Genomic DNA, 12,347 nt, shown 5'->3' with positions numbered 1-12,347 from the left:
CAACAAGCCGTCTTTTTTTTCAATATCTTCCACCTGCGGATAGTTTGACTCAGGAAGAATGGGATAGACAGATAACACTCTGCCGATCTTTTTCTCCTGAAGGGAAAGAAGCTGATTTGGAAACAGTCAACCATGTCTTGTAAACAGGTCAGAAATGAAAAGCTCTGAACAGACTGCTGGGGAAAAGTTATTTCAGCTGCCCTTCAACGGCCTGGGCATTTCTTTGAAAACATGTGCGGAAGTAGCCGGTAAAATGGTGGCTGTTTATGCCACGGCGGCTGTTACCACCAATCCGGTCCCTGTAATTACGACCGAACATGTTTTCACCGGGTTTTCCGGTTACGAACTGCTTTTGGCTTTAGGGCGTGAAATTCGTGGAAGGTAAATGAACAAAATTTTAGGAGCGATGATGAACATTAATCGTAGAGATTTTGTGAAAATGACGACAGCTGCGGCAGCCGGAATTGCCGTAGCGCCTGCGTTCGGAGGCCTTGGGAAAGCCTTTGCGAACACGGCAGAGGAAAGGGCCAAGCAATTGAGTCCCAAGTGGACAAAACAGACCACATCCGTATGCGCATTCTGCTCGGTAGGCTGCGGACTGCTGGTCAACACTTCGCTTGAGACCAAACGGGCCCTGAACGTGGAAGGAAACCCCGATCACCCCATCAACGAGGGTGCCCTCTGCGCCAAGGGAGCAGCCACCATTCAGATGTCGGAAAACCCCAAAAGGCCCGGCAAGTTCCTGTACCGCGCACCGTACAGTGAAAAATGGGAAGAAAAGGACTGGGATTTCTGCAAGAAACGCATCGCAAGACTCATCAAGAAATCACGCGATGAAAGCTTTGAAGTCAAAAACGCCAAGGGTCAGGTTGTTAACCGTACTATGGGAATAGCCTCTCTCGGTTCCGCTGCGCTGGATAACGAAGAATGTTACGCCATGCACAGCTTTATGCGTTCACTCGGCCTGGTCTATGTAGAACACCAGGCGCGTATCTGACACAGCGCAACTGTTGCGGCTCTGGTAGAGTCGTTCGGACGCGGCGCGATGACCAACCACTGGAATGACCTTCAGAACAGTGATTGTATTCTGATAATGGGCAGCAACGCTGCCGAAAACCACCCCATTTCCTTCAAGTGGGCTGTAAAGGCGCAGAAACGCGGAGCAAAAATTATCCACGTTGACCCGCGCTTTACCCGTACTTCCGCTAGATCGGACGCATACGTTCCCTTGCGTTCCGGTACCGATATCGCTGTTCTCGGCGGTATGATCAATTACATCATCAACAACAAGCGTTACTTCCATCAGTATATGGTGGACTACACCAACGCATCCTTTATCGTGGGCAAGGATTACGGATTCAAGGACGGCCTGTTTTCCGGCTTTGATCACAAGGCCAACGCCTACGACAGTTCCAAGTGGGCCTTCGAACTGGATGACAAGGGCATTCCCAAGCAGGATAAAACCCTGCAGGACCCCAACTGCGTATTCCAGATTCTTAAAAAGCACTATTCCCGGTACACACCTGAAAAAGTATCCTCCATCTCGGGTGTGCCCCTGAAAGATCTTGATCTGCTCTACAAGACTTACTCGGCAACCGGAAAGCCCGACAAGGCTGGAACAATCATGTACGCCATGGGCTGGACCCAGCATTCAGTCGGCGTTCAGAACATCCGTGCCATGGCCATGATCCAGCTGATGCTCGGAAACATCGGCATTGCCGGCGGCGGTGTCAACGCTCTGCGCGGCGAATGTAACGTTCAGGGTTCAACCGACTACGCCCTGCTCTACCACATCCTGCCCGGCTACCTCAAAACGCCCCTGGCAGGACAGGACACCCTTGAGCAGTACAACAAGACCTACACCCCGGTCAGCCATGATCCGGAAAGTGCCAACTGGTGGCAGAACTATCCCAAGTACTCCGCCAGCCTGATCAAGGCCATGTACTCCGATGACACTCCGGAACAGGGTTATAACTACCTGCCGCGCCTTGATAACCACAAGGCCAGCGTATACTCCTGGATTCCGCTGATCGACCGCATGTATCGCGGCAAGTTCACCGGCGGACTGATCTGGGGAATGAACCCGGCCTGTTCAAGTTCCGATTCATTCAAGACCCGTACGGCAATCTCCAAACTGGACTGGATGGTCAACGTCAACCTGTTCCGCTGCGAAACCAGTGACTTCTGGAACGGCCCCGGAATGGATCCCAAAAAGGTCAAGACTGAAACCTTCTTCATCCCCTGTGCTTCTTCCATTGAAAAGGAAGGCTCCGTGTCCAACTCCGGACGCTGGATGCAGTGGCGCTACAAGGGGCCGGACACCTTTGAAGATGTGAAGACCGACGGTCACTACTTCCACGAAATATGGGAAGAACTGAAAGAACTGTATGAGAAGGAAGGCGGTGCATACCCCGAACCGATCACCCATCTCAGCTTCGAAAACATGTGTGAAGAAGACGAGCACGGGCACATGCAGTTCAGCGCACAGAAAACAGCCAAGCTCTGCAACGGCTGGTTCACCCGCGATGTTGAAATCAAGGGCAAGAAGTTCAAGAAAGGACAGCAGGTTCCGAGCTTCGCATACCTGCAGGCGGACGGTTCCACGACCTCCGGCAACTGGCTCTACTGCAACTCGGTAACCGATGCCGGCAACATGGCCGAGCGCCAGGACGCCACCCAGACCAAGGAACAGGCCAACATCGGACTCTTCCCCAACTGGACATGGTGCTGGCCGGTCAACCGTCGCATCCTCTACAACAGAGCTTCCGTTGACCAGAAAGGAAAACCATGGAACCCGGCAAAGGCTGTTATCAGCTGGAACGGCTCCAAGTGGGTCGGCGACGTACCCGATGGCGGATGGAAACCGGGAACCAAGCATCCCTTCATCATGCGCAAGAACGGTTACGGACAGTTGTTCGGTCCCGGACGGGCTGACGGTCCCCTGCCGGAATACTACGAACCGCTGGAATGCCCGGTCAAGGATCATCCGTTCTCCAAAACCCTGCACAACCCGACTGCGGTACAGATCAAGAGTGAAGAAAAAGCCGTATGTGATCCCAGGTATCCCTTTGTCGGCACGACCTATCGAATCACTGAACACTGGCAGACAGGTTCCATGACTCGTTGGCAATCCTGGCTGGTCGAGGCCGAACCTCAGATGTTCGTGGAAATCAGCCCGCAACTGGCCGAACTTCGCGGCATTGAAAACGGCGAAAGAATTATCCTCGAAAGCGTACGTGGATCACTCTGGGCCATCGCAATGGTTACTGAACGAATTCAACCATACAACATCAACGGATCTCAGGTTCACATGGTCGGCATGCCCTGGCATTACGGATGGATCACTCCTATAGACGGTGGTGATTCCGCGAACATCGTAACCCCCAACGTTGGTGATCCGAATACCGGAATTCCCGAATACAAAGCCTTCATGGTCAATATTCGCAAGATGAAGGAGGGTGAAATCTAATGTCAGGTAAAAGCTTCTTCGTAGACCTCACCCTTTGTACCGCCTGCCGAGGATGTCAGGTTGCCTGCAAGCAGTGGAAAAAACTGCCAGCCGAGCATACCCGTAACGTCGGTTCTCACCAGAACCCGCAGGACCTGTCCTTCAACACCATCCGTCTCGTGCGCTTCAATGAAGCCCGCGATGAAGACGGCAAACTGAACTGGCTGTTTTTCCCTGAACAGTGCCGCCACTGTCTTGAACCTCCCTGCAAGTACATCGCAAACATGTACGCACCGGGGGCCGTGGTCCAGGACCCCAAGACCGGCGCAGTGGTAATGACCGACAAGGCCGTTATCCGCAAGGGAAAACTCGAAAGCTGGGAACTGTGTCCATACAACATTCCGCGTCAGGACCCGAAAACCGGAATGTGGGACAAGTGCGACATGTGTATCGACCGGGTGGAAATGGGAATGCTTCCGGCATGCGTCCAGAGCTGCCCCACCGGAACAATGAACTTCGGCGACCGTGAAGACATGCTCAAGCTTGCCTACGAACGCCTGGCTGAAGTCAAAAAGACAAAACCGCACGCCTACCTCGCCGATCCCGAGGATGTGCGTGTGATCTACCTCTGCGAATCAAAACCCGAGAACTACCACAAAACACTGGTAGCCTCGGCTGGACAGCGTGAGGCTATAATGGCCCGCCGGGCAACCCCGGCCAAAAGTTCGAGACGCGGCTTCCTCGCAGCCGTAACCGGACAGAAAAACGAAGCCTAGCAGGCAGGGAGAAATAAGATGAAAAAATTATTGATCGTATGCCTGTGCTGCATGGGCATCATGTTTGTGGCACTGGGCGCCGGTGCCAAGGAAGAATTCACCGCCCCGGACGATGATCTTGTCATCAATTTCATCAAGGGTAAAAGTGACCGCAACCTTGGCGTGACTTTCAACCATTCAAGCCACTCCGGCTACGAATGTTCCGACTGTCACCACAACATGAAAAAGACGGGCGAGCCCACAAGCTGCGCAACCTGTCATGACAACTTCGAACCCGTGCCGACCAAAGGCTATAAGTCCTACTTCAAGGCAATGCACTACAAGCGCAACAACCAGAAGCGGCCTTCATGCCTCGGCTGTCACGTAAGAGAGTTCGGCAATGACAAGGAAATGACCGGGTGCATCAATTCCGCCTGTCATCCTGAAGGAATCAAGTAACCGAAAACAGTCTACATTCTAGTCCCGGGCCCTCCGGGTCCGGGAACTCCGTGAAAAACCCCGCCCTTGAAAAAGAGCGGGGTTTTTCTTTGCTATTCCGAGGTCCCTCCGGGGGGCCTACCGGCAGTCCCTCCGGGGGCCAGAGAAACTTTTTGGAAAAAGTTTCTCTGGACTCTTCAAAAACTTTTAATATGCTTCGCGTTAGCAAAATATAAGACATCAAACTATTAGGGTTTCCAAAGGGGATTATCCCCTTTGGCCGTCGGAGCCAAAATCAGATCATCAAAAGCGCGAAGCGCATCAAATTACGATCAGTCCGGTCAGAGACCGGCCCTATTCGTTTACAGTATTGTCCTCTACTTCCACTCCTTTCGGAGGGGAGAACACGAATTGATCATCTGATACTTCCGGATCGATTTTGATATTATTCATGGAAACCTCATTTCCGTTTCCATAAAAATCAACCACAAGCACCTTGGTAAGCATTTTTTTTGCCGGATCAACCCAAACGTAAGCCAGAACAAGTCCGGTCTCCGGTTCAAGCGGTATGAGTTTCAGCTTTATGAGTCCATTATCATCGCCCTGATTCTCAACTGCAAAATCCTCCTCAAGCCGGGCCTGTCCGGAAATAAACTTGAGCATTGTCTTGGAATTGAAAAGCTGTTTTGTTCTGTACTTGAGTGCCAGTTGGTCTTCCGGGAAATAATCCCAAACAACGGACTCACCGACAATAAGCAATTCCTTTTCGGGTGTTATAGAATCCCAACGCAGCAAAGAAGGCTGCTTGAAAGTTATCTTTCCGGTCCGAACCTCCTGTTCCTTGCTTGCAGCATTGGTCAAAGTCTGGGTAAAATCAGCCTCGAAGGTTTTGATGGAATCATATGTTTTCTGAATTTCCGCAGTCAGTTCATCTGCACATGCAAAAGAACAGAAGGACAGAAATAATGAAATCGTCAATATCAAAATCCTGAAACGCATTTTTCTCCTCGTGGATTTATTGTTTATCTGCAAAATATTCTTAACTCTTTTGGATGGATTATGAAAGAACAACCTGTGTCACAGATAACCCGCCGCCTCATTGAAGCCGAATTGTACGGTCAGATGTATGAAACAATGACCAAAATTCTTGGGCAGCAACAAGCTTTGGAAATCATAGAAAAAAACCTTCACGATGCAGCTGTCGTAGCGGGAAAGGGGTTTGCCGCATTAGTCCCGGTTCCAAATCTGGAACACTTTTCCACTGTTGTGGAACTCTGGAAAAAAGGCGATGCGATTGAAGTCGAAAATCTTTCGATAGATGGAAACCGGCTGACAATCAAGGTTGTGCGCTGCAGCTATCAGGAATCATACCGCGAAATGGGACTCCCGGAAGAACTCTGCCGGATCCTCTCCTGTTGCCGGGATGAACCGTTTGCCAAAGGATACAGCGAAAGGCTGAGCATGGAACGGAGCACCACTCTTGCCGAAGGCGGGAGTTGTTGTCCATTTGAATTTTATTGGGAATAGGTCTTGGATTAGGTAATAACCATGCTTGATTAATCACAGATTATGACATCCACAGGCCCGTGAGGCGGATAGAATTAATTCAAGTCTCAGGGCCGTAGACAACATATATGAACAGACCTTTTGTCAGTTTTGACGGAATCAGACCGCCACGGACATATTCGCACCAAGAGCAACCCCGCTACCACCAGGAAGAGCGCGTGCATCAAGGCTGTCAGCGGGTGATCAGCAAGATATCCTGATGATTGCGGGCCTGCCGTCCGCACCATGTTCCGTAACGGATTTCCTGAATTTTAAAATCGAATTGCTCAAATATATTACGCACAAAATGTTCATCATACCCTACGGCATCCATAGGGTCTTTGGGATCGGAGGTATAAAAAATCCCGTATTTATGAAAATCATGAACACTTTTTCCTTCGTCCATCAATCGGCGTGATTCTTCGTTGACGAGAAAAAATGTTACGAAAATCCCCCCACCGCTGTTCAGCACCCTGTCAATTTCCTTGACGTAATTAAGGATATCGTCCGGCATCATGTGCGTGAAAACGGAATTGAGCATCACCAGATCAAAGCTGTCATCTCCATAGGGAAAAACTAATTCTGACGCTTTGGTCTGCGCATACGGATTGTAAGTGGAGTTATAGATATCCACCAATTGGAAATTGAAATTCGGAAATTCCGGGGTGATGTTCTCGGAGCACCAATTCACCCCGACAGGAAAGGTATCAAAGCCTTCATACCCCCCTTTCTCGGTCAGATACTCGAGCAGCGGAAAGGCGAGACGGCCTATTCCGCACCCGATATCAAGCACCATCCCATCCGGGGTCAAGCCGAGCTTGTCCCGGCACAGGCCGATCATTCTTCCGCCGATACCTTTAAAATCTCCACCGCCGAAGCAGATATGCAGATCTGCAGGCGGCTCGGGGACATTGGCTATATTGCGCAAGAAGTCCTCCCGTTAAATCTTGTTAAGGCAGTCCTCGCAGACTTCGCCGTCATCCTGATCTGCACCGGATGATTTTTCAAGGATCATATCCACAGTCGCGTCGAAACGATCAGCCGGAAGATATCCGAGCACGGGAACCCCGTTTATGAGAAAAGTCGGGGTGGCATCAAGACCGAATTTTTCCGCTTCACGCCCGTCCTTTACAAGCCTCTGTGTTATAACCGGGCTTTCAAGATTCTGCTGCAGCTTTTGCGGATCGATCTTCAGTTCGGAAATGATCTGCCCCAAAACCTTTCCGTCCTTGTCCTGATAAAGTTCCTTCTGCTTTTCAAATGCCATATCATGGAATTTATATGCAAGCTCTGTATCGATCATGGCTACGGCTTCAAACACAGCCGCCAATTCTCTGGAATTCTTATGCAGGGGAAGGTGCTTGAAAACTAGTTTGTACTTTTCTGGGTGCTCGGCAACGAGCTTGCGTACGACCTTCGCGCCCTTGCTGCAGTACGGGCAGAGAAAATCACTGTATTCAACTACAGTAACAGTTGCCTCCGGCTTTCCCAAAAACACACGATCCTTGATATCCGGCGTGTATGGATTTTTAATCGCGGATTCAAATTTCTCTTTGCGTCTTGCTTTTTCCCGTTCGTTGACGCCCTTCTCTACAATCTCCAGAACATCAATACTGTTTTCGCGCATGGCTTGCAGAACTATCTGAGGATTTTCTCTTATAGCCTTTGCTATCTGCTCCGAAAGGCCCTGTCTGCTTACACAACCGCCGAGAAGAAATACAACTGTAAGAACGCAGATGGCTTGTTTTATCATGCTTATACCCATAATTCTGACAATGATTTAAAGAAAAAAACCTCCACGGGGAACACCCTGGAGGTTTTAAAACACTCGTCTAAAAAACTATTACTCATCAAACCCGGAAACATCCTGATATGTTGCATCTCGGTTGTCTACCTTCTCCACAAAATCGGAGGAGATAAGATCCGGGTCCATAGTGGGCGCCGAAGGCCCGCCGAAAGGCGAGGTAACTATGTCATACATACCGGAAACCATACGGCCTGTTCCGTATGCCAAGCCTACAAAAATACCGCCAAGGTATCCTGCGGCCTGTTCAGCAGGCTCGTTTGATTCTGCTGCGAGGTTGACCGGCTGGTTTACTATTTCCAGAGGAGCACTGAATATATTGGTCATCCCCCTTCCCAGCTTACGCGGAGCCCTGTCCGCATATGAATCCTCACGCCCGACATAATTGTTTGAACTCATGGAGCATCCGCCGAGCAGCATGGAAACCAGCGCAAGGATAATTAAAAAAATATATATCTGCTTTTTGGTTTTTATCATTTCATCTCCTGTCACGTTCAATATATGCCCTCGCACCTATTGTATGTCAAGGATAACGGCCCGATGCACTGTCGGATTCGGCCCGGACAAAAGAAAAAGCCGCTCCAGAGGAACGGCTTTATCATTTTTATACGGGCAGGCTTTTACCAGTTCTTTGTGCGCTGTTCCTGAAGGGCGGCTTCCTGCTCTTCGAAGGTAGCAAAACCGGCATGGTGCATTGCATCTTCAACCGTTCTGCTCCAGTTCCAGGCCGAGTAAATGACCGGCTTGTGGAATGTTCCCCGGAAGGTGTCCATCTCCTGACGGTAGAATTGTTCCTTGGGGGTATCAATATTGTCGCGAAGCTGCTCGTTGAGCCTTCTTATTTCACCTTCGTACCAGTCTTCGAGATCTTCGGGAGTCTTGTACTTCTTGATGATGTGGCTGTATCCGTTATCTTCCATCAGCGAAGCCAGACGCTCGAAATGGCGGGCGCGTATCCACTGCCCAAGCTCACTGACTTTGATGTTTTCAGCTTCCACGGCAGCCATATCCAGCTTGGTCTGCAGGTAGGTATCCGGCACAACGGAAGCCGAAACAATGCCTGCTATGCAGACTACTCCGCGCAGAATCACGCTGTTGGAGACTCCCTGACCGCAGAAACCGATCTTTTTACCGAATTTCTGTCCGGTAAAGATAGCGGAAAGGATAGCCCAGACAACTGCCGGGTCCTCTTCATCATATATATGCTGCAGGGCGGAGTTATCACGGTCGGTTCCGAGAACCAGCTGAGTCATGTCATTGGAACCGATGGAGAACCCGTCCACTTCCCTGATGAATTCCTTGCTGAGAATTGCGTTGCTTGGAATTTCGGCCATGAGGATCAGTTTAAGACCGTCCTTGCCGGATTCAAGATTGTGTACCTGAGACAGGTAGCGCTTCATGCTGCGCGCTTCTTCAATGGTCCGGACAAAAGGCAGCATAATATGCAGATTCTTACCGCCGAATACCCCGCGAGCCAGTTTAAAGGCTTCCAGTTCCCAGTCGTGCACGTTTCTGGAAACACCGCGATATCCGAGCATGGGGTTGTCTTCATGATGCTCGAAAAGCAATCCGCCGAGCAGGTTGTGATACTCGTTGGTCTTGAAGTCGGTGGTTCTGTACACGATATCCTTTCCGTAGAAGGCCATGGCAAAAAGTGCCAACCCCTGGGAAAGGGTCTGAATGTAGTTTTCCTTACCGGTCCGCAGTCCGCGGGACCTGATTATATCCGAAATGCGCTGCCTGAGAGTTGTGACTTCGTCCATTTCGGACTTAAGCCCCATCTTAAGAGCGACTTCTTCCCTCAAAGCCCTGATCTTCTCAATGTATTCCAGAACAATGGGGTTATTCTTTGCCTTTTCAAGAATTTCAGGAAGTTCATCTATGGATTCAGAACGCTTGTAAATGAATTTTGAATCGGCATATTCGTCGGCCAGCACTCCGACTATAGCCCTCACATGTTCTTCAACCTTGACTGAAGTTTTGAGGGTGTAAAGACTTTCGGTAGCATGCTCAAGGTAGTGGTCAAGTTTCTTGTCCAGTTCCCTCAGCTTGCGGTGCATGGCCAGAACCTCTTCGGTTCCGCGGGCAGTGTTGGCATTGGCAAGGGAATCCATTTCTTCGGTAAGACCGGTCACGGCACCGACATATTCCCTTAATTTCACGTTGAGAGTGATCAGGCCGGAATCAAGCTGCGATTTCATTACCGCAGTAAGGCGTCCGTCCAGTTCATCCAGCTTGTCCTGCACCAGCCTATCCAGAGAACCGTTGTCGTATGCTTCAAGCGCAAGCGGATGCACCCCGACGTTGCCAAGCATGAACTCGGCACGGAGCAGCCCCACTTCGAAATCGGGAACGTCCCTGAGCCTGGAAAGGAACAGCGACTGTCCCACATCGGCAAGGATAAGCCCGACTTTGGTCTTGGTGGCGGGAAGCTTTGAGGTATCAATGGTTCCGCCAACCTCGGTGAGGGGCAGAAGTCCGCGGTAGACCTTTCCGCGGGAACCGTCGACGGTTATTTCCTGTCCGTCAAGGGAGCGCAGAATTTCAAGACGCTGAATACCGATAATTGCCGGGATTCCCAGCTCACGGGAGGTAATCGCAGCATGGCTGGTATCTCCGCCAACATCGGCAAGAATGCCTGCGGCGATACGCATGCCCGGAACCATATCCGGATCGGTACGCTCGGCAGCGAGAATGTCACCCTTGTGAACTTTGTTCAGTTCAAGAGCCGAACGCAGATATTTGACAGTTCCCTGCCCGGCTCCGCGTGAAGCTCCGTTCCCTTCCAGAAGGACTTCTGCGGTAGACAGAGCTTTCGGGGAAACCTCAAGCCTGCGCATGAAAATGGAATGCGGATGCTGCTCGAACTCTTCATTCCAGCGGGTTTCAGGACGGGCCTGTACAAACCAGAGTCTGTCGGCAGCATCAAGGCAGAATTCAGTATCCATAATCATGCCGCCATAAGCTCTGCTTATGGAGCGCACACCCTTGGCTACTTCTTCAGCCTGCGCAAGGGAAAGCGCCCAGCGGTAGACGGCACCGGACTGAACCTTCTCGACCTTGGTTCCGCCCTTTTCGCTGTAGACGATTTTCTTGTCCTTGCAACCCATATTGCGGACAACAACCTCGGAGCCGTCGTCACGCTGAAATACGTAAAATTTATCCGGAGTAACCATTCCGCCGACAACGGCTTCACCCAGTCCGTAGCTCGCATCAATGGAGACAAGGTCCTTGCGTTCGGTTCCGCGACAACCGGTAGCTGTATCGGCACTGAAAGCTGTTCCCGAGATAACCGGATTGATCATGCGCATTATGCACACAGAAAGCGAGGTATTCTCAATAGCCCACTCTATCTTGGCATTTTCCGCAATGGATGTATCACCGGTATTCTCTGCAAGGGTAACCGCATCGAGAATAGCTTCACGCCGGTAGGTCATGCTGCGCAGGTTGTATGCTGAAGCACAATCCCAATGGTACGCCGTTGCGCAGTTGTCCTCACCGACAATGTTCAGGTAGGTATCCTGAAGTCCGGCAAAAGCCTTCTTGCGACTGTCTTCACCGGCGGCAGAGGAACGCACGGCCACGGGTTCGTTTTCCAGCCCTGCATCCTTGCAGATGGACAGGTAGGCGTTTTTAACCGCTTCCTCCACTTCGGCAGGCAGTTCAACGGAAAGGATCGCGCACTGAACCAGAACGGAACGCTTGCGCAGTTGGTCGATTCCTTCTGGTGAAGTTGCAAAGCCTTCAACAACGTTATTAATGAATGTCCGCAGCTGAATCTGGGTTTCGTCTGAATGCTTTCTGACCTCTTCACGAATAACCTCGGCAATCGATCTAACGAATTTCTGCAGAAACTCACTGTCGCTGTTTACTTCTTCGCTGGTCCAGTCCACTGCGTTGTATTCACTGTCCACGACAGTGCGCACAACCCCGGCGTGCACTTTTGTTTCATCCAGAAGTTTATGAAAAGCTATAGAAGAGACAGCCCTGAACTGGGGAGACCTTATACCCTCTACCTGACTGATCAATGCGGTGTTGTAGTTCTTACCGCCAACCAGCAGCTCAGCCTCTTCGCCGATAGCAACGATATCGGCACCGGTCAAAACCAGTTTACTCTCAAGCTGTTTCTTCGCCTGAGCCTTTTTGGGAGCTGCGGCTTCCGCTTTTTTGGCGGAGCCGGTTTCTTCCGTCTTCCCAGCCATCGCTTCCTCCTTACGCATCGTAACAGGTTGCAGCAGGACCTTTAAACCTGGCGGTCCTTCTGAATCTGGATATCGTATTCAAGCTAAATTTAAAGAGTGGTTGATAAATAGGAATAACACCCTGCCCGGAAAAAGAACAGAGGTCATACAAAAAA

10 protein-coding genes are annotated in these 12,347 nt (G+C 50.7%); 5 read left to right on the top strand and 5 right to left on the bottom strand.

The genetic code is table 11. The features are described 5' to 3' along the window. Positions 1-154: 154 nt before the first annotated feature. The 4 genes from ACKU4E_RS03840 to ACKU4E_RS03825 are packed head-to-tail and all read left to right on the top strand — an operon-like array spanning position 155 to position 4,662. Positions 155-385, top strand: a complete 231-nt coding sequence (locus tag ACKU4E_RS03840) for a hypothetical protein (protein WP_320169768.1) — start codon at positions 155-157, stop codon at positions 383-385. Between the two features lie 24 nt (positions 386-409). Further along, the gene (fdnG, locus tag ACKU4E_RS03835; RefSeq protein ID WP_320172611.1) at positions 410-3,469 is read left to right on the top strand and encodes a formate dehydrogenase-N subunit alpha; all 3,060 of its coding nucleotides are present in this window, start codon (positions 410-412) and stop codon (positions 3,467-3,469) included. Next, entirely contained in the window at positions 3,469-4,224 is a 756-nt protein-coding gene (locus tag ACKU4E_RS03830) for a 4Fe-4S dicluster domain-containing protein (RefSeq protein WP_320169767.1), read from the top strand. Before fdnG ends, ACKU4E_RS03830 begins: the two co-directional genes overlap by 1 nt. 18 nt (positions 4,225-4,242) lie before the next feature. Next, positions 4,243-4,662, top strand: a complete 420-nt coding sequence (locus tag ACKU4E_RS03825) for a cytochrome c3 family protein (protein ID WP_320169766.1) — start codon at positions 4,243-4,245, stop codon at positions 4,660-4,662. Positions 4,663-4,995: 333 nt separating this feature from the next. Here the strand turns inward: ACKU4E_RS03825 and lolA are convergent, their stop codons facing one another. After that, on the bottom strand, positions 4,996-5,619 hold the full coding sequence (lolA, locus tag ACKU4E_RS03820) for an outer membrane lipoprotein chaperone LolA (protein ID WP_320169765.1): 624 nt from the start codon (positions 5,617-5,619) through the stop codon (positions 4,996-4,998). Between the two features lie 81 nt (positions 5,620-5,700). Between lolA and ACKU4E_RS03815 the strand changes: the two genes are divergently transcribed. Next, complete coding sequence (locus ACKU4E_RS03815) at positions 5,701-6,168, top strand: L-2-amino-thiazoline-4-carboxylic acid hydrolase (protein WP_320169764.1); 468 nt, start codon at positions 5,701-5,703, stop codon at positions 6,166-6,168. A gap of 211 nt (positions 6,169-6,379) precedes the next feature. On the opposite strand, the gene ACKU4E_RS03810 is transcribed toward ACKU4E_RS03815, so the two are convergent. The 4 genes from ACKU4E_RS03810 to ACKU4E_RS03795 all read right to left on the bottom strand — a co-directional run bounded on the left by ACKU4E_RS03810 (position 6,380) and on the right by ACKU4E_RS03795 (position 12,192). After that, positions 6,380-7,114, bottom strand: a complete 735-nt coding sequence (locus tag ACKU4E_RS03810; RefSeq protein ID WP_320169763.1) for a methyltransferase domain-containing protein — start codon at positions 7,112-7,114, stop codon at positions 6,380-6,382. A 12-nt stretch (positions 7,115-7,126) separates the two neighbouring features. Beyond that, positions 7,127-7,939, bottom strand: coding sequence for a thioredoxin domain-containing protein (locus ACKU4E_RS03805; protein WP_320169762.1), 813 nt, complete (start codon positions 7,937-7,939; stop codon positions 7,127-7,129). Positions 7,940-8,029: 90 nt separating this feature from the next. Beyond that, positions 8,030-8,467, bottom strand: coding sequence for an exosortase system-associated protein, TIGR04073 family (locus ACKU4E_RS03800; RefSeq protein ID WP_320169761.1), 438 nt, complete (start codon positions 8,465-8,467; stop codon positions 8,030-8,032). A gap of 143 nt (positions 8,468-8,610) precedes the next feature. After that, positions 8,611-12,192, bottom strand: a complete 3,582-nt coding sequence (locus ACKU4E_RS03795; RefSeq protein WP_320169760.1) for a PEP/pyruvate-binding domain-containing protein — start codon at positions 12,190-12,192, stop codon at positions 8,611-8,613. Between the last annotated feature and the right edge of the window lie 155 nt (positions 12,193-12,347).

Origin of the sequence: Maridesulfovibrio sp., from assembly GCF_963677005.1 — a bacterium.
Classification (GTDB): Bacteria; Desulfobacterota; Desulfovibrionia; order Desulfovibrionales; family Desulfovibrionaceae; genus Maridesulfovibrio.
Note: the sequence above shows the minus strand (reverse complement) of the source record. Positions and strands in the feature narration are given on the sequence as shown.